The 19,125-nt window shown below is 43.4% G+C and carries 11 protein-coding genes; 9 read left to right on the plus strand and 2 right to left on the minus strand.

Annotated features, from left to right (window positions below):
- Positions 1–72 precede the first annotated feature (72 nt).
- Both ccoS and AAFF35_RS09465 read right to left on the minus strand, forming a co-directional pair.
- Positions 73–258, minus strand: coding sequence for a cbb3-type cytochrome oxidase assembly protein CcoS (ccoS, locus tag AAFF35_RS09460; protein WP_342332197.1), 186 nt, complete (start codon positions 256–258; stop codon positions 73–75).
- The gene (locus tag AAFF35_RS09465) at positions 255–2,654 is read right to left on the minus strand and encodes a heavy metal translocating P-type ATPase metal-binding domain-containing protein (RefSeq protein WP_342332198.1); all 2,400 of its coding nucleotides are present in this window, start codon (positions 2,652–2,654) and stop codon (positions 255–257) included. Before AAFF35_RS09465 ends, ccoS begins: the two co-directional genes overlap by 4 nt.
- 391 nt (positions 2,655–3,045) lie before the next feature.
- Between AAFF35_RS09465 and AAFF35_RS09470 the strand changes: the two genes are divergently transcribed.
- The 9 genes from AAFF35_RS09470 (at position 3,046) to AAFF35_RS09510 (ending at position 19,091) form a co-directional block, all read left to right on the plus strand.
- Positions 3,046–4,257 carry a Pycsar system effector family protein gene (locus AAFF35_RS09470; RefSeq protein ID WP_342332199.1) on the plus strand — a complete coding sequence of 404 codons (1,212 nt, stop codon included), beginning with the start codon at positions 3,046–3,048 and terminating at the stop codon, positions 4,255–4,257.
- Position 4,258: 1 nt separating this feature from the next.
- Positions 4,259–6,256 (plus strand): polyphosphate kinase 1, encoded by a 1,998-nt coding sequence (gene ppk1 / locus AAFF35_RS09475; RefSeq protein ID WP_342332200.1) that lies wholly within the window; start codon positions 4,259–4,261, stop codon positions 6,254–6,256.
- 11 nt (positions 6,257–6,267) lie between these two features.
- Complete coding sequence (locus AAFF35_RS09480; RefSeq protein ID WP_342332201.1) at positions 6,268–7,146, plus strand: SdiA-regulated domain-containing protein; 879 nt, start codon at positions 6,268–6,270, stop codon at positions 7,144–7,146.
- Positions 7,147–7,171: 25 nt separating this feature from the next.
- Positions 7,172–9,532, plus strand: a complete 2,361-nt coding sequence (locus AAFF35_RS09485) for a GAF domain-containing protein (RefSeq protein WP_342332203.1) — start codon at positions 7,172–7,174, stop codon at positions 9,530–9,532.
- Positions 9,533–9,540: 8 nt separating this feature from the next.
- Positions 9,541–12,156: a BamA/TamA family outer membrane protein gene (locus AAFF35_RS09490; protein ID WP_342332204.1), complete on the plus strand. Its 2,616-nt coding sequence runs from the start codon at positions 9,541–9,543 to the stop codon at positions 12,154–12,156.
- Between the two features lie 48 nt (positions 12,157–12,204).
- On the plus strand, positions 12,205–12,873 hold the full coding sequence (locus AAFF35_RS09495; RefSeq protein ID WP_342332206.1) for a superoxide dismutase: 669 nt from the start codon (positions 12,205–12,207) through the stop codon (positions 12,871–12,873).
- A 347-nt stretch (positions 12,874–13,220) separates the two neighbouring features.
- Positions 13,221–16,289, plus strand: coding sequence for a TonB-dependent receptor (locus tag AAFF35_RS09500; RefSeq protein WP_342332207.1), 3,069 nt, complete (start codon positions 13,221–13,223; stop codon positions 16,287–16,289).
- Between the two features lie 23 nt (positions 16,290–16,312).
- The gene (locus AAFF35_RS09505; protein ID WP_342332208.1) at positions 16,313–17,938 is read left to right on the plus strand and encodes a RagB/SusD family nutrient uptake outer membrane protein; all 1,626 of its coding nucleotides are present in this window, start codon (positions 16,313–16,315) and stop codon (positions 17,936–17,938) included.
- A gap of 136 nt (positions 17,939–18,074) precedes the next feature.
- Positions 18,075–19,091, plus strand: coding sequence for a substrate-binding domain-containing protein (locus tag AAFF35_RS09510; protein WP_342332209.1), 1,017 nt, complete (start codon positions 18,075–18,077; stop codon positions 19,089–19,091).
- The last annotated feature ends 34 nt before the right edge of the window (positions 19,092–19,125 follow it).

Raw genomic sequence — 19,125 nt, forward strand, 5'->3', positions numbered from 1 at the left:
AATAATGAGTGGTTGTTTATTGTTTGTAAAATTAGGGCGGTGTGTGTGACTATAGAATGACAAGAATTTCCACTAAGTGTGATCTTCATCACTTTTTATGTCCTCCTTCACAGGCTGGACCTCATCATCGAACAGGATTCGTACAGAAGGGGTATACGTATCATCGTTTTGCCCCGTTCGGCTGGCCCAGAAAAAGGCCGCCAGGAAGATCAGTGCGAGCAGGATGCTGCATCCGATCAGAAAGTAAATGATGTTCATAGCAATTGGTTTTTCTTCGCGTACAGTCTGGCTGCAATGCTGGTGAATAGAATGATGGTAACGGTACTGATGGGCATTAACACCGCTGCAATTAGTGGAGAAAGCATCCCCTGAACGGCAAAGTATAGCCCCAGCGCGTTATAAGTCAGGGAAATGGCAAAGCTCATGTGAATCACTTTTACCGCATCTTTTGCCTGCTGAATAAATTGAGGGATCTTATAAAAGCTCGCTCCGTCCAGAATGGCATCGCAACCCGGAGAGAAGTTATTGATGTTGTCGGTTACCGCAACGCCCAGATCGCTCTGCTTTAAGGCTCCGGCATCATTCAACCCGTCTCCAAACATTAAAACTTTCCTGCCGGAGGATTGAAGCTGAACGATATAATCCAGTTTATTCTGCGGACTTTGTTTAAAATGCATCTGCTGTGCGCGGGGAAAAAAGGGAATCAGGGTCTGTTTGTCCTGATCCTGATCACCCGATAAGAGGTGAAGGTCTGCAGCCTTACCCAGCTTAAAGATCAGCTCTTTGAACCCCGATCTCCATTGTTGTTCAGAACAAAAGAAACCCCGGTATTGCTCATTGATAATAATATGTACGACCGCACCTTTAGCCACTTGCTGAATCTCTAAACCCAGAAAGGAGGCGCTTCCCAGCTTTAAAGTATTGCCGTTGACTGTTCCCGTAATCCCGCGGCCTACTTTTTCCATATACTTTCCAACTGCATACTTCGCAGGTCTGTTCAGCCATTTCACCAGCTCCCTGCTCAGGGGATGTCCGGAGTTTCTGGCCAGATCATTGATCAGCTGTTTCTCCTCTTCCGTAACAGATCCTTCAAAAGTAAATCCGCTGACATCCGGATTGGTGATTGTCCCTGTTTTATCAAATACATAGGTATTGATACGGGCCAGTTCTTCGATCACCGCGGTGTTTTTCAGGTAGAATTTATTCTTATCGAAAATGCTCAGCACGGCAGCAAGTGTAAATGGAGAGCTTAAAGCCAGGGCACAAGGGCAGGCAATAATGAGCACCGCAGTAAAGGAAGCCACCGCTTTTCCGGTATCTCCTTTAAACATCCAGAAGGCGGCAGCGCCGATAGCAATACTCAACAGCACAATGCTGAAGTATTTACTCGCCCGGTCGCTAAAGGTTCTGATGCGGTTTTTCTCTCCAAAAAAAGCTTCATTGTTCCACAATTGGGTGAGGTAACTCTGAGAGACAGGCTTTACGACTTCCAGCTCCAGGGCGCCTGAAAGTTGCCGGCCGCCAGCATAAACCACTTCCCCCAAGACCTTTTTTACCGGTAGGGATTCGCCGGTTACAAAGCTGAAATCCATTTCTGCATCTCCTTTTAACAAGATGGCATCTGCCGGAATGATCTCGTTGCTGCGGATCAGGATGCGGTCTGCTACCTTCAGCTCATTCAGTGGAATGGGTTTTTCACCATCTTTTCCGATCAGCGTAACGGCAACCGGGAAATAAGAACGGTAATCCCTTTCAAAGGAAAGATGGTGGTAGGTATGTTGTTGCATCCATTTCCCAACGAGCAGGAAAAATACCAGTCCGCAGAGCGTATCTACGAAGCCTGCACCTGTATTGCTGACGATTTCTGCTATAGAGCGGAAAAACATGACGGTAATTCCCAAGGCAAGTGGGAAGTCAAGGTTTAAGATGCCGTTTTTTAAGTTGTTCCAGGCCGAGATAAAATAATCCCTTCCACTATAAAATACGACAGGAATAGAAAACGCGAGGTTCATCCATCCGAAGAAAGATTTAAACTCCTGATCCAGGTTTGTAATTCCGAAATAATCGGGGAAGCTGAGCAGCATGACATTGCCAAAGCAGAAACCTGCGACCGCAATTTTAGTGATCAGGTTCCTTTCAGAATGATCAGATTTCTGCTTTTTTACTACATCCTGTAAACTGATCAGGGGCTCATAGCCGATGGCTGATAAGGTTTCCACGAGTTGTCGCAAGGACAATTCTTTGTTTTTATAGGTCACCACTACCTGCTTTTTCAGGAAATCAATTCTGGATTGAAGAATGGTTGGCTTTATTTTATGGAGGTGTTCCAATAGCCAGATACAGGAGCTGCAATGGATGGCAGGGATATATAAGGTAATGACACTGATTTTTTCATCACTATAATCCAGCAAATTCGCAGCAATACCTGCCTCATCGAGGTACTCAAAATGCTGCGCTCCATTCTTTTGTGTTTGTCCGGGGACATCGTTGTAAGCGTAATAATTCCCAAGATCATGGCTTGATAAAAGCTGGTAAACTCCCTGGCATCCCAGACAGCAAAAATGCTTGTCGTCCAACGTGTAAGGGCTTTTTGGGAGGTCGTCACCACAATGGTAACATTGGGTTTCCTGGACTATGGTTTTCTGTGCTAACATAAGGAAATTCGATATTTCCAAAGTTCCGGCTTCCGGGTTCAGATAAATATGACGAGCATCACTTTCTCACTTGATACAGATCAGAAACCATTTCGAAACCATCATAAGCATAGCTCTTACAAACAGGAATGACTATGCTTATGTTCGCTTTATCACCTTTAAAAAACAAATATAATCCTGATGAAAAATAGAAGTTATGACATCTTTTAAAGTAATTTTAAATATGAAAATTAAAACCCCCATATTTATATCATCAACCAACAAGTAAGAGCGCGTGATTTATTAAGAAACCAGCCTCAGCCTGCAAATGTAAAAGAGGATAAAACAGGCTTATAATCGTTTCTTAAGCCATGAAAAGAAGTATTTACTAAGAAAAACAATAGCATACCAGATGAATTATAGGGAAATATTAGACCAGTTGAGATCGCACGTTGCCAATGTATTCCATGCAAAAAACGATGTCAGACTTATATATCATAACCTAAACCATACCGAACAGGTCGTAGAGAATGCGGTGAAAATTGCCAATCATTATCAGTTGTCAGATGAAGACTTTTTCATCGTTATCGCCGCCAGCTGGTTCCATGACCTTGGCTACTTTTTTGATTGTCAGCAACACGAGGCCAGTGGGGCAGGCCTGGCCACGGAATTCCTGAAAGAGAAAGGCGTCAGCGCAGAAGTGATCGATAAAGTGATCAACTGTATCCTGGCCACCAAAATGCCCCAGAGCCCTGAAGGACTTTTGGAACAGATCGTTTGCGATGCAGACCTCTATCATTTAGGCAGCAACAGCTTTAAAGAAAGAAACAAACTGATGCGCAAGGAAGCAGAGGCTTTCTGCGACAGGACACTCGATAAAGATGAATGGAGATTGAAAACCATCGCTCTTTTTAAGGCACACCATTACCATACCGCTTATTGTCAGAACCTGCTGAATGCGAAAAAAGCAGAGAACCTGGCCGAATTGGAGCATAAGGCAGTAGCCGCACAAAAAGAAACAGAGGTGCTTGCGGTGGCCAATGAACCTGTTGAACTTGTGGAAACGAAAAAAGATAAGAAGAAAAAGAGCGAGAGGCCGGAAAGGGGAATTGAAACCATGTTCAGGATCACTTCTACCAACCATCAGCGCCTGAGTGATATGGCCGATAATAAGGCGCACATCATGATTTCTACCAATTCCATTATCTTATCGGTTATCCTGAGTATTCTGTTAAGAAAACTGGAAGACAACCCGCACCTGATTATTCCTACCTTAATATTACTCGTGATTTGCGTCGTGACCATGGTGTTTTCCATCCTTGCAACGCGTCCTTCCATTCCTGAAGGAGTTTTTACACCTGAAGACATCAATAATAAAAAGGTAAACCTTTTGTTCTTCGGTAACTTTTACCGCATGAGCCTTCCTGATTATGAAGGAGGAATGATAAAAATGATGGAAGACAGGGATTTCCTTTACGGAAGTCTGATCAAAGATCTTTACTCCCAGGGGGTAGTCCTTGGCCGTAAATACCGTCTTTTAAGGATCGCCTACAACGTATTTATGTTTGGAATTGTCATCTCTGTTGTGGCCTTTATCCTGGCTTCGTTCCTGGTTACCTTATAATATGGAGTCTGCAGTATTTTTTAACCGGGATTTAAGCTGGCTAAGTTTTAATGAACGTGTGCTGATGGAAGCCTCTAAAACGACGGTACCCATTCTGGAACGCATTAAATTTCTCTCTATCTATTCTTCCAATCTGGATGAGTTTTACAGGGTGAGAATGCCGGTCCTGATGTGGGATTTTGAACTGGCGAAACAGAAGATCAACCAGCAGCAGCAAAAGTTCGGTGAGATCATGGTCAAACAGATTCTACCGGAACTGGAAGCGAAAAATATCCATTGGTTATATAATAAACCTATTCCTGCGGAGATTTCTGCCCAGGTTTCAGACATCTTTTTTAATGAAGTGCTCGCCTATATCCACTCCGTTTGTATTGACCGGGACCTGACGGATTTCTTTGCCGAAAACAATAAACTGTACCAGGTTATCATTTTAAGAGATCAGGAAGGTACGGAGCGCATGGAGCTGATCAGTATTCCTTCGGAAGTACTGCAACGCCTGTATGCCATTCCTTCCGGAGAAGAACAATATGTGGTGTTTCTGGAAGACATCATCAAACATCACCTGGCGTATTTATTCCCTCATGATGTGATTCATGGTGCTTTTAACCTGAAGATCACCCGGAATGCCGCTTTAAAGATAGGGCAGGAGTATGCCGAAGACATCACCATTGCGCTGGAAAAACAACTGGAGACTCGTGATTTTGGTTTTGCTACCCGTTTCCTTTATGAACCGGGAATTCCATTGAGAAACATATACCGTGTGATCCATGCCCTGAACCTGCATAAAGCAGCAGTGGTGGAAGGCGGAACTTACCATAATTTAAAAGACCTCAATAACTTCCCATTGGATGGCAAACAGTTCGGATATCCGAAATGGCCTGCAGCGGTGGCGGAGCGAATTGCAGAAAAAGACACACTTTTTAACCATATCCTCCGGAAAGACATTTTGATCAATGTGCCTTACCAGAATTACGATGCCGTACTTCGCTTTTTCAATGAAGCTTCAAATGATGTTTCCGTAGAAGAGATTTATGTGACCCTTTATCGGGTGGCCAGCAATTCCAGAATCGTCAATGCACTGATGACTGCCGCAAAAAACGGAAAGAAAGTCGTGGTCCTGGTAGAACTGAAAGCGCGTTTTGATGAAGCAAATAACATCAAGTGGGCCAAACAGATGAAAGCGGCGGGAGTAAGGATTGTCTATAGCAACCTGGACCTGAAAGTTCATGCCAAAGTAGGCCTGGTCAAACGCAATATTGAAGGGGAAAGCCAATACCTCGGTTTACTGGCGACGGGTAATTTGAACGAAAGCACGGCGAAATTCTATACCGATCATATTTTACTGACTGCACATCAGCCGATGCTGCAGGAACTGGAATCGTTATTTGGCTTTTTAAGCAAGAAAAAGAAAACACCAGCCGATGAAGATCAGATCTCATTTGAACACCTGCTGGTGGCACAGTTTAACCTGCAAAAGACCTTTCTTGACCTGATTCAAAGGGAAATTAACCATGCGCAGCAAGGATTACCTGCCAGCATTATAATCAAAATGAACAACCTGGAAGAGCAGGTCCTCATCACTAAACTATATGAAGCATCGCAGGCGGGGGTAAAGATCCAGCTCATCATCCGCGGCATCTGTTGCCTCATTCCCGGACAAGCTGGGTTGAGTGAAAACATTACTGTTAGGCGTATTGTAGACCGTTATCTGGAACATGGAAGGATCTTTATTTTCCACAATAAAGGAGAAAACGACATCTATATGGGCTCTGCGGATTGGATGAACAGAAATATTTATAGCCGGATTGAGGTGTGTTTTCCGTTATATGACGCTGAGTTGAAACGTCTGATTACGGAAATTATTACCTTGCAGCTTCAAGATAATGTGCAGGCGGTAAACATCAGTGCTACCATGCAAAATGAAGAACTCCATGGCCCAAACCCATTGCGCTCTCAGGAAGCCATTTATCAGTTGTTACAAAAGTTCAATGTTAATTAACGAACGTATTTATGAAAAAAGTCTATACTAAACTATTCTATATTCTTCCGGTGCTGGCCTTACTGATTTTTTATGCCTGTAAACCCATAGCCTCTAAATTTAGCAGCCCTGCAGGCTATAACCTGGAGAAACCGGATAAGTTCAACATGCCCGAAAGCCTGTTGGAAATCTCCGGCATCACTTTTTATAAAGGACAACCAGATACGGTGTATTCCATTCAGGATGAAGATGGAAAGGTGTTCCGCCAGAAATGGGACATCAAAGACCAGAAGAATGTGCGTTTTGCAGCAAAAGGGGATTACGAAGACATCGCCATCTTAAAAGAAAAGATCTTTGTATTGAAAAGCAATGGACACCTTTTCTCTTTTCCCTTTGCGGAAGCGGTTAAAGAAGAAGCAGAAAATGTAAAACACAGTAAAGGACTGGTCCCAAAAGGAGAGTATGAAAGCTTGTATGCGGATGAAGAAAGCAGTAAGGTCTATATACTATGTAAATCTTGCCCGGTAGATAAGAAGAAGAAAACGGCAACAGGGTATGTGCTCAATTATAATTCTGAAATCGACAGCCTGATTCCGGAAAGCACTTTCAGCATTGACCTGGAGCAGATCAAAGCGATGAATCCTAAGCTTAAAGCAAGTTTAAGCCCTTCTGCATTAACCAGGAACCCGAAAACAAAAGAATGGTACATTCTCGCATCCGCCAATAAATTGCTATTGATTGCAGATGAAAACTGGAAAGTGAAAGCGGTACACCGCCTGAGCTCTGCGCTCTACAACCAGCCGGAGGGCATAGCCTTCGACAAAGACCTGAACCTGTATATTTCGAACGAGGGAGATGAGCTGACCAATGGCAATATCCTCAAGTTTAAGTATACCGCCGCAGGCAAATAATACGAAAAAATAAATAATACAACAGATGCAAGCGATCACGCTGGATTTAAATAATAGTATTGTTGGAACGGGGGAAAGACCGGTTGGCACAGAAATAAAGCTGTCGCTGAGGCCTTTTATTGCCTATGTGGAGAACATGGCAAACACGGAGAAAACCGCAAAAATCAACTTTTATAAATACATTCTCGAACAGTTTAAGCAATTTCCTGAATTGCAGGAGCCGATTCCAAAGGAAAATGTCCATCGGTATAACGTGCTTTTTGAATTGATCTATACGGCATTATCGCCGATTATAAATGAAGAGAAAGAACATTTATGGGCCATCAGTACCCCATTGATGCCCTGTTTTCATTACGGAACAAATGCCTTTTATAATATACTGATGGAGCCCTCCACCTGCACCTTGAAAGCGGATTTAAGTCTGCCTTCAAAGCTGGAAATGGAGAAGAGCCTCTTGTCGGCATTTTATAACCTGGTACTCCGCAGATTTTACAATTTCTCTCTGACAGCCAATGAGTTTACCGTTAAGTCGATCATCGATCCGGAAACAAAACTGCCTAAGTATTACCGTTTAATTATAGATACCAGATTTCTGGACATTACCGCAAATGTGGAAATGCCGGTATACGACCTCAATATGGTGAAAGACTATATTCAGGACGAAAAAAATACCATAGACATTTTAACGAAGTTAATTCCACCGGAAATCTTTACCATAGAAGGGATTTCTATCGTGACGATGGTAGATGTGACCGGTGAATATGTGCTGGAGTCGATCAAGAACATCATCATAGAACACCATGAATCTAAGGATGTAAACCATAGTAAAGAAATTGCTACCGCCTTAAAGACCCTCGTGGGGACTGAAAAGCTGGAGTTTGGAATGCTGCCTTATACAAAGCTGAACAATAAACTCCTGGTGAATGAAAAATCAGGTTTCTACAGCACGCTGATTAAACTGGCCGAAGAAGATGGCTGGAAATATGAGGATGAACTGAACCTGATTGAAGAGTACCTGAGCAATCCAAGGACGATGATCTTTCCGGAAATTACCCAGGAAGATCAGGAGAAATATCCGATGCTCCGCCTCCTTTGGGCGAAAGGAATCAAGGCATATGCCCTCTTTCCTTTATATTATAATGCGAAACTGGTGGGATGCCTGGAATTGTATACTGAAGATCCAACCCAGTTTAATGGAAGTACGCTGACGAAAATTGACCTGGCCTTCCCATTGCTGGCACAGCTATATCAGGATATCATTACCGATTTCAATCAGGAGATCTCCGAAATTGTAACCGATAAATTTACAGCCCTGCAGCCTTCTGTGGAATGGCGTTTCCATCAGGCAGCATACCATTACCTTCAATCGGGAGGCAAAGCGAGAAACCTGCCTGTAGAACCTGTTTTCTTTAAAGATGTACACCCTTTTTATGGAGCAGTAGACATCCGGAATTCCAGTGTGCTTCGCAATATGGCGATTAGAAAAGACTTATATGTCCATTTCGAAATCCTGGAAAAAACACTGGATGCAGTGAAGGAAAAGGTTTGTCAGATGCCGGATGAGGACATTCCACCACAATATCAGATCTGGAATAAAGAACAGTTTGAAGACCTTTCTGACCGCGAGATCCTGAAGACGGAAGACTACCTGCAGCGCCAGATTCCATATGCACTGACCCATTTAATGGAAACTTATCCGGAGCTGACCGAAACCGTAGACGAGTATTTCAAGCTCACCGCGATTGATGGAAAAAGCTACGAACACAGGGACCGGTATGAAAAAAGCCTTCAGATGATTAACCTGGCAGTAACCAGGCATTTGGATGAGTTTAACAGAGAAATTCAACGCATTTACCCTTGCTATTTTGAAAAATTCAGAACAGATGGGGTAGAGTTTGACATTTACCTGGGCCCTTCAATTGCACCGGATCAGGAGTTTTCGGAGGAGATCCTCCATGAATTCCGCCTGAAACAATTGAAAGTCCTGGCAGAAGTGGCACAGACGACCTTTAGTCTGGCGCCTTATTTCTCCCTGCCACTGGAAACGACACAGCTGATCTTTGTCTATGAAAAATTGATAGACATCAGTTTCAGGATCGATGAACAACGTTTCGATGTGGAAGGAAGTTATAATATCCGCTATCAGATGGTCAAAAAACGGATCGATAAAGCACATATTAAAGATACGATGGAGCGGATTACCCAGCCCGGAAAGATTGCAATTGTGTATTTTAATAGCTGGGAAGCACATGAATATGTAGGATATATTAAAACTCTTCAGGATATTGGTCTTTTAAATGACGATCTTGAGTATCTTGATATTGAAGAACTACAAGGAGTAGAAGGATTAAAGGCCCTTAGAATAGGGGTAACGCTTAAACATTAACATCAACCATGCGTTTTAAAAAGGAGCTGCAAGCGGCATTATTAGTAAACCTGGCTCTTGTAGCCATTCCTTCGCTTGGCATCGCACAAAATGCGGGTAAAGCGGACTCAATTACAGTGGCTATTGCGCCTGAATATGATAAAGTAAGTAGCTTTCACCGCTTCTGGCTGGGAGAAAGCTACCGTAAAATATGGGCTACACCGGTAAAGCTCCGCATCATGGACCTTCAGAAAGAAAAAGGAGGGCTCACCATTACCAAGCTTGGTGGGGGAATGCAAACCCGATCGCTGCGTCTAAAAGATGCTTCGGGCAAAGAATGGGTCTTGAGAACCGTTCAGAAATATGCCGATAGAAGTCTGCCGGAAAACCTGAGGGCTACCATTGCAAAGGACATTACTCAGGATCAGGTTTCTACCAACCATCCTTTTGCTTCCCTGATCGTTCCAACACTGGCCGGAGCACTCGACCTGGCCCATGCAAAACCGGAAATCGTATACGTAGGTGATGATCCCGGACTGGGTGAATACCGGAAAGACTTCGCCAATGCAGCATACGTATTTGAAGAAAGATCTCCTTTTGAAGAGAAAACCGACAATACAGAAAAAGCACAAAAGAAGATTCTTAAAGATAATGATACCCATGCAGATCAGAAAATGACCCTTAGGGCCCGTTTACTGGATTTCTTATTGGGAGACTGGGACAGGCATGAAGACAATTGGCGCTGGTCTGTAGACAAAACCGTCGATGGTACAACCTATAGTCCCGTTCCCAGAGACCGTGACAAAGTATTTTATAAAACTTCAGGGGTATTCCCATGGGTATTGACCCATCAATGGCTGAAATCGCATTTACAACCTTACTCCCCAACGATCAGAGATGTGGAGCATTGGAACTTTAATGAACGGTATTTTGACCGCTTCTTTTTAAATGAACTGACGGAACAGGATTGGAAAGAACAGGTGAAACTGGTACAGTCTAAAATGACCGATGAACTGATCGCTAAATCTTTCAGGGAGATGCCGGAGCCGATATTTAAACAATGTGGCGCAGAGCTGATTGGTAATTTTACGTCAAGGAGAGACCAGTTGGAAACCCTGGCGCTGAAATATTACCGCTTCTTGTCCATTAATGTAGATGTTCCCGGATCAGATAAGACCGAATATTTTGAGGTGAAACATCTGGAAGATGGCATGGTCAGACTGCATGTTTACAACATTAAGAAGGATGGCACTAAAGGCCGCCTGTTCTTTGACCGGACTTTCGATCCGCAGGTGACTAAGGAAATCAGGTTGTTCGGATTGGGAGGAAAAGATGTTTTTGAGGTGCATGGCAAAGCCAATTCCCCGATAAAAGTAAGAATGATCGGTGGAGATGAGGAAGATCAGTTTAAAGTAGCAGAAAATGTAAGCAATAAATCAGGACTATTCATTTACGACCGTAAGGATGAAATAAACCAGCTCCCGGAGCAAGGATTTGCGAAACTCAGACTGGCAAAAGATACCGCCGTAAACCAGTTTAATAAAACCGGTTTTCTGTACGACAGATCCGGGATCTTGTTTGACCTGAACTATAATATTGATCAGGGGGTACAGATTGGATTGGGTTATATTATAGAGAAACAGGGGTTTAGAAAAGCACCTTATGCCTCTAAACAAGAGATTTGGGCCCATTACTCTACCGGAAGGAAGTCTTTTATCCTGGATTATGCAGGTGATTTTAAGAAAGCAATCGGTAACAATGACCTTAAGGTAACGGTCAACATGTTGGGGCCTAACAATCTAAGTAACTTCTTTGGTTTGGGGAACAATACCGACTATGTAAAGGATCAGGAAGATGATCATCATGAGGAGGAGAATGATAAAGAAGACGGGATTTCTTATTATCGGAACCGTTATAATTATCTAAATGCCAATATTAAACTCAAAAGAGATCTCGATAAATTCTGGAGCGTAGAAGGGGGATTACTGCTGTCTTATTATGCCAGTGAGCGTTCAGAGAATGACGAACGCTTTCTCTTTGATTATGACCTGGCCAATCCCGGACAAGATGTTTTTTCTAACCGCTTCTATGCCGGATTAACCGCCGGATGGTCTTACGATACAAGGGATAATATCGCCATTCCTAAAAAAGGCGTTTTTTGGAAAACCACACTTTCGGCTCAACAACGGGTAACCGGTGATGATCAGCGCTATGGGATCGTCACGTCGGAGTTTCGTTTTTATCTTAACCCGGGGAAATCTGGATTGGTGATCGCCAACAGGATTGGTGGAGGAACCACAGTAGGGAATCCTGCATTTTTTCAGAATATTCAACTGGGAGGGGTAAATAGCCTTCGCGGATTCAACAGCAGGAGGTTTACAGGCCGTACAGGGGCTTATCATAACCTGGACCTGCGACTAAAACTATTCAATTTTACCTCTTACCTGGTTCCAGGAACAGTAGGAATGATCGGTTTTAACGATGTAGGCCGGGTTTGGCAACCCGGAGAATCCAGCGGCAGATGGCACCATGGTTATGGTGGTGGTCTGTACATTATGCCGGGAGATCAGATCCTGATTCAGGGAACAGTAGGCTTCTCTAAGGAAGCAACAATGCCTTATTTCTCCGTAGGTTTTAACTTTTAAACTAAAATCTTCCAGAAAACGTTCTATCATTACAAATTATATCATCAAATGAGACTATTAAAAAGCTTTTTGCCCGTTACTTTATTGTTACTCAGCACACAAGTGGTGAGCGCGCAATTTAAATTGCCGACACTTCCTTATGCTACCAATGCATTGGAACCTGCTATCGATAAACAAACGATGGAAATTCATCATGGTAAACACCATGCTGCCTATGTAAATAACCTGAATGCTGCCTTAAAGGGTGCTTCCGCTGAAGGAAAGTCGCTTGCAGACCTGCTTGCTCAGGTATCTAAGTATCCTGCTGTAATTAGAAATAATGCAGGTGGACATTTTAACCACAGCCTGTTTTGGTTGGTCATGGCACCCAAGCCTAAACCTGTTTCTCCGGCGTTTTTGAAAGAAATTAATGGTGCCTTTGGTACTATGGATAAGTTTAAAGCCGCCTTTGCAGATTCTGCAGCGAAAAGATTTGGCTCAGGATGGGCATGGCTGATTGTTCAGAATGGAAAATTGAAAATTACCACTACTGGAAATCAGGACAATCCTTTGATGGATGTAGTGGCGGAGAAAGGGAAACCAATTCTCGCACTGGATGTTTGGGAACATGCTTATTATTTGAAATATCAGAATAAACGCCCGGATTATATTAATGCATGGTGGACTGTGGTCAACTGGGCAGAGGTGGAGAGAAGGTTTAATGAAGTGAAAAAGTAAGCATATCTGTTCGCAGACTGAAATCCATGCCCTGAAAAAGGGCAGGTATTTCTAGGCCTGCTCACAGAACGCATACTTTTTCTTGCGCCAAACCTGGATAATGTATAAAGGAGAGCGTATATAAAGGATTATTTAAGGGACAATATTTTAAGCCGTATCATTTAGATACGGCTTTTTTTATGCGCTGAATACAAGGTTGTTGGGGCTTCCTGAAATAAAATTTGGGAAGTGTAAAAATGTTTATATGTTTGTGTTAAACTAGAACAGTATAGAATAGTACGGTACTGTAAGTTTTCAACCAAAATATAAACCAGAATATAAACCAAACCAACTAATCAAAAATGCGTATGAAATTAAAATTGACCCTTAAAGTATTAATGCTATGCGCTGTATGTGGAGGACAGGTGGGGATGACCAATGTAGTCAATGCCCAGTCTGTGCTGAAAACAACAGCGCGCGTAACGGGAAAGGTAACAGACGAAACAGGTGGGGGACTGCCGGGAGTTTCAGTTACAGTTAAAGGAACAGGGGCTGCTGTTTCTTCTGATGGATCAGGAAATTATAGCATCAATGTTTCCGGGAAAGGAGTATTGGTGTTTTCATTTACAGGGTATATCACCCGGGAAGTTACTGTAAATGAAGGTTCAAAAGTTAATGTACAGCTTCAGGTAGATCAAAAGGTATTGGAAGAGATTGTCGTGGTGGGATATGGCCAGCAGAAAAAGGTAACGGTAACCGGATCCGTTGCAACCTTGAAGGGGGATGTTTTGAGACAAAGTCCTGCGGCCAATCTGAGTAATGCCATTGCAGGCCGTATTCCTGGGGTAATTGCCTCCAACCGATCTGGGGAACCTGGCAATGATTTTTCTACTTTGCTGATTCGGGGTAAGGGAACATTGAACGACAATAGTCCGCTGATTGTGATCGATGGAGTAGCCAACAGAGGGGCATTTGAAAGGATCAATCCCGATGATGTGGAAAGCATTACCGTGCTGAAGGATGCTTCTGCCGCGATTTACGGTGCTCAGGCCGCCAATGGTGTGATTCTGATTACGACCAAAAGAGGGAAACTTGGGAAACCAACGGTTACTTATACCGGAAGTTATGGCTTTACTCAGCCTACACAATTGCCGAAATTGGTGGATGCCGGACAGTATGCCACTTATATCAACGAGGTAAACGACCGCCTCGGACAGCCGCATCAGTATTCAGATGCAGATGTACAGAAATATAAAGACGGAACCGATCCACTGAATTTTCCCAATACAGACTGGTACGATGCGGTATTAAAGGATTTTTCTCCGCAAACCCGTCATGCCATTAGTTTAAGTGGTGGGAGCGAAAAGATCGACCATTTTATTTCCGGAGAGTACCTGAATCAGGATGGGATCTTTCACAAATCTGCCACGAAATACAAACAATACAACCTGCGCTCCAACGTCAGTTCTCAGGTGAGCGATCACCTGAAGCTGTCCTTGAATGTTGCAGGAAGGATCGAAGACAGGCGTTATTCTAACTACAGCAGCGGGACGATCTTTGCAGAGGTACTTTCTGCTTATCCGACCTTGCCCGCTTATTATCCAAATGGCCTTCCCGGACCAGGCCTTGCCGGTGGACGTAATCCGGTGTTAATGGCTTCAGGGGCGACAGGTTATAATAAAACGAAGGATTATTCCTTGATCTCCGATGCCTCTTTTAACCTTAAAATGCCATATATCACGCAGGGCTTATACCTTTCCGGACTTGCTGCTTTTGATTTCCGCTTTCGCAACGGTAAGAAATTATATGACAATTGGGATGCCTTCCGCTATAATAAGAACACGCAGGAATATGTGAACCTGAGGGATACAGAAGGACCAATTAACCTGAATGAAGATTTTAGGAACTACCAACTCTCGACCTACAACCTGAAACTGGGGTATGAAAGGAGTTTTGGCAGACATCAGGTGACGGCTTTCGCGGCATTTGAGCAAAGCGAAAACTATGATGAAGGGATCAGTGCCTACCGTACAGGTTATTTAAGCAGCAAAATTGATCAGATATTTATAGGTGGGGATAAAGACAAGAACAATGGCAGTGTGGCTTCGCAATCTGCACGCAGAAACTTCTTTGGCCGCTTTACCTACAGTTATAAGGAAAGGTATCTTGCAGAGTTTATTCTGCGTCATGATGGCTCTTTTAACTTTCCTAAAGGTAAACAATGGGGCACTTTTCCAGGACTTTCCCTGGGATGGAGGATCTCCGAAGAGGACTTCTTTAAGCACAATGTCAGCTTTGTAAACCAGTTGAAACTGAAGGCTTCATGGGGTAAACTCGGAAATGATAAAATTGCACCTTACCAGAATTTACAACAATATAACCTGGATGGGGGCTTTTATTTTGGACCGGATAGCGAGAAACAGCAGGGCTTGTCGGCAGGTGTGGCACCCAATCCCGGAATCACCTGGGAGGTCGTAAATAATACCAATGTGGGGATCGAGTCTTCCTTTTTTAACGGGGATCTGAATTTCAATGCAGACTATTTTGTCTCTAAACGTAACCGCATCCTCATTGCCCGGAATGCTTCCGTTCCTTCAAGTACAGGGCTAACAGGTAAATTACCTGCAGAAAATATCGGAAAAGTAAACAACAGGGGTTTTGAGTTGGAATTGACGTACCGGCATGCTGTCAATAAGGATTTCTCTTATCAGCTTGGTGGAAATTATACCTTCACGAAGAACAAAGTCGTGTTTATGGATGAGGCCGCCAATGTACCGGAATGGCAAAAAGTTCAGGGTCATGCCATGGATTCCTGGCTGGTATACCAGACGGATGGGATCTACAGCACACAGGCGGAGATCGACAATTCTGTACATTTGGCAGGTACTAAGCCCGGAGATATCCGCTATCAGGACATCAATGGAGATCAGAAAATCACTTCTGACGATAGGATTCGCATATTTGAAAGCCCGACACCCAGCAGTGTATTCGCCTTTACTGCCGGATTTCAGTACAAAGGAATTGGGCTGGACATCCTCCTGCAAGGTCAGGGAAAGGCCCGGCAGTTGATTTTGCCACAACAGGGCAATGCCATCACGCCTCCTGTTTGGTTGTTCGAAGACCGCTGGAGTGTCAATAATCCAGGAGGAAAATATCCTGCTTCATTTGACCGTAATGATGCGATAAATAACCGGTATTCTGACTTCTGGCTGCGCAATGCGGCATTTCTAAGGCTCAAAAATGTAGAACTCTCTTATACTCTTCCTAAAGAGCTGACCTACAGGTTAAGCCTGCAGCACCTGCGTGTCTTCCTGAATGGCAGTAACCTGTTCGTACTGAGCAAGATCAAGGATTATGATCCTGAACTCAATGCCGTAACCGGAAGTTATTACCCGCAAACCAGAATTATGAGCGCAGGAATCAATATCTCTCTTTAATCCTAAATGAAACAATAATGAAGATGAAAACTATATCTATATGCTTTTTGGGCTTATTGCTTTTAACGAACCTGAATTCCTGTAAAAAGGATTTTCTGGATAGAAAGCCCCTGGATACCTATTCAGAGCTCGATGTCTGGACAGATCTGAACCTGATACAGACCTTTATCAACTCCAAATACCGCGCCTTACCCCATTTTTATAACTGGGGAGCAGCAGCAAATGGACCCGGTTTATCCGCCGCATCCGATGAAGGATATTCCAAATTTAACTATGAAAATGTCTTTTTATGGAATAAAGGAGAAATAAGTCCGGACAACCTTTCTATGGACAGCTGGACCCCGGATTATAGCTTTATCCGCGATTGTAACTCCTTTTTTGAAAAAATAGGAGCGGTGAAAGGGGATGAGGGGATTAAAAAAAGGATGACTGGTGAAATGAAGTTTATCAGGGCCTGGTGTTATTTTAACCTCATTTCCCGCTATGGTGGTGTGCCACTGATCACTAAAGTCTATAGCCTTTCTGATCCTGATTTCCTGGCAGCGAGAAATTCATATACCGAATGTATGGCTTTCGTCGTAAAGGAACTCGATGAGGCGATTCCAATGTTGCCAGACAGTTACAGTGGAAAAGACCTTGGCCGGGCAACCAAAGGAGCCGTTCTTGCCTTGAAATCCAGGGCCTTACTCTATGCCGCAAGTGCTTTGAACAATCCTTCCAACGACAGGGCGAAATGGCAGGCAGCGGCCGATGCCACCAAAGCCATGCTCGATGCACCTGGTTTTAGCCTATACAATGGAGCGGACTATAAACAACTGTTTTTAGAAAAATTCAACCGCGAAATTATCATGTCTTATGGGATGAATGGCACGGATTGGGAATCTTCACTTGATGTCATGATTGCACCAAACGGATACCATGGCTGGTCTGTATATGCACCTTCCCAAAACCTGGTCGACGATTTTGAAATGAAAAACGGAAAGATGATCACCGATCCGGCATCAGGATACGACCCCACCAATCCGTATTTAAACAGGGATCCACGCTTCAATGCCACCATTATTTTTAACGGAACACCCTTTAAAGGACGCAATGCAGAGTACTTTAAAGGTGGCTTAGATAGCCCGCAGAGTCCCGTGGAGAATTGGAACGCCAGTCTGACGGGATACAACTGGCGTAAATACGCGGATGAAACGCATGATATGGATGCGACCGGCAGCACACAAAACTGGGTCATCTTTCGCCTGGCAGAAGTCTATTTAAACTATGCAGAAGCACAATACGAACTGGGAAATGAAGCGGAAGCAAGGAACTATCTCAACCTGGTTCGTAGCAGGCCATCCGTAAATATGCCTCCCGTTACTGCCGGTTCTACCGCACTTCGGGATGCCATCAGACATGAGCGGGAGATTGAATTGTGCTTTGAAGGACATCGTTTTTATGATGTACGCAGGTGGAAAATCGCCGCAGTTACAGAGAATAAGCCGATCAGGGCAGTGAACATCACTAAAAACCAGAACGGTTCCTTTAGCTACGATTACTTTGATTTACAGCCGCGCAAGTTTCTGGAAGCCAATTATTTGTTTCCTATCCCTAAATATGAAACACAAAAGAATAAATTGCTGATCCAGAACCCTGGTTATCAATAGGGAGGTTCATCAACCTAAAAAAAATAGATATACTGAAGAAAAACCGTACAGTGTACAAATGCTGTACGGTTTTTAATAATTGGAATGTTAAATTTGTTTTCCTGATCCCGGTCAGGCCTGCAATTAGATAAGATATATGAGGAATGTTTTTGAGAAAATACAAGAGTTGGAAGTAATTCCGGGTTATTCTAAACACGAGCAGTTGGTTCAGGGCTTTATTAACTCAATTGACAGTAAGATTCTGGTGAAAGGGGATCAGCTTCCTTCTGTAAACGTCATGATCAGGGAAACCGGATTTGCCCGGGAAACCATCGTGAAGGGGTATAAGGAGCTGATTGAGCGTGGAATTATAGAATCAAAAAGAGGAATGGGCTATTATATCTCTAATGTAGATACTGGTCAGCCTTTAAAGGTTGCTTTGGTGCTGTACGCCTTTGATTCCATTCAGGAGACCTTTTACAATGCCTTTAGAGACCTTCTCGTGCCGAACGTTCATATTGATGTCTTCTTTCATCATCAGAATATTGATACTTTCGAAAGCATCATCAATAACATCAGCGGAAAATATGGAATATATGTTGTCACGCCGATGCCTCATCCCAAAACGGCAAAGATCTTAAAGCTGCTTCCGCTTCAGAAAATGTTGATGATTGACCGTTTTGAGCCTATGCAGGGCGATTTTTCCTACCTCAGTCAGGAATTTGAAGAGTCCAGTTACCGGGTATTTGTCGAATTGCTGGATACGATCAGAAAATTTGAGGAAATGGTCTTCTTTTCCAGACCCAATTCAGACCTGCCGATTGAAATCATGAAAGCCTTTAAAAGGTTTGTGAAGGATTATGACATCAAATATCAAATAAAAAAGGAGTATCTGTCCGGTTCAGTAGAACAAGGGAAAGTCTATTTTATTTGTAACGACAGGCAGCTGTGGGCGATGCTTAAAGATTGTGAAAATCAAGGCATTACCCTCGGAAAGGAGGTCGGTATTTTATCTCAGGATGATGATCCCATTAAGGAAATCATTTGCGGTGGCATCACGACTTATTCTACAGATTTTAACCTGATGGCACAGAAAGCAGCACAATTTGTCATTGGTCAGGAGCGGATACAAGAGGTGATTCCTACCGTGCTCAAGAGGCGGAAATCTCTTTAACAATTTCATTTTCAGTTAATAAACGGTAATGGCG

It is taken from the genome of Pedobacter sp. FW305-3-2-15-E-R2A2 (assembly GCF_038446955.1).
GTDB lineage: Bacteria > Bacteroidota > Bacteroidia > Sphingobacteriales > Sphingobacteriaceae > Pedobacter.

Bases quoted from the DNA above. Each gene is read 5' to 3' on its own strand.
- ccoS (WP_342332197.1), bottom strand. From the start codon at position 258: ATGAACATCATTTACTTTCTGATCGGATGCAGCATCCTGCTCGCACTG.
- AAFF35_RS09465 (WP_342332198.1), bottom strand. From the start codon at position 2,654: ATGTTAGCACAGAAAACCATAGTCCAGGAAACCCAATGTTACCATTGT.
- AAFF35_RS09470 (WP_342332199.1), top strand. From the start codon at position 3,046: ATGAATTATAGGGAAATATTAGACCAGTTGAGATCGCACGTTGCCAAT.
- ppk1 (WP_342332200.1), top strand. From the start codon at position 4,259: ATGGAGTCTGCAGTATTTTTTAACCGGGATTTAAGCTGGCTAAGTTTT.
- AAFF35_RS09480 (WP_342332201.1), top strand. From the start codon at position 6,268: ATGAAAAAAGTCTATACTAAACTATTCTATATTCTTCCGGTGCTGGCC.
- AAFF35_RS09485 (WP_342332203.1), top strand. From the start codon at position 7,172: ATGCAAGCGATCACGCTGGATTTAAATAATAGTATTGTTGGAACGGGG.
- AAFF35_RS09490 (WP_342332204.1), top strand. From the start codon at position 9,541: ATGCGTTTTAAAAAGGAGCTGCAAGCGGCATTATTAGTAAACCTGGCT.
- AAFF35_RS09495 (WP_342332206.1), top strand. From the start codon at position 12,205: ATGAGACTATTAAAAAGCTTTTTGCCCGTTACTTTATTGTTACTCAGC.
- AAFF35_RS09500 (WP_342332207.1), top strand. From the start codon at position 13,221: ATGAAATTAAAATTGACCCTTAAAGTATTAATGCTATGCGCTGTATGT.
- AAFF35_RS09505 (WP_342332208.1), top strand. From the start codon at position 16,313: ATGAAAACTATATCTATATGCTTTTTGGGCTTATTGCTTTTAACGAAC.
- AAFF35_RS09510 (WP_342332209.1), top strand. From the start codon at position 18,075: ATGAGGAATGTTTTTGAGAAAATACAAGAGTTGGAAGTAATTCCGGGT.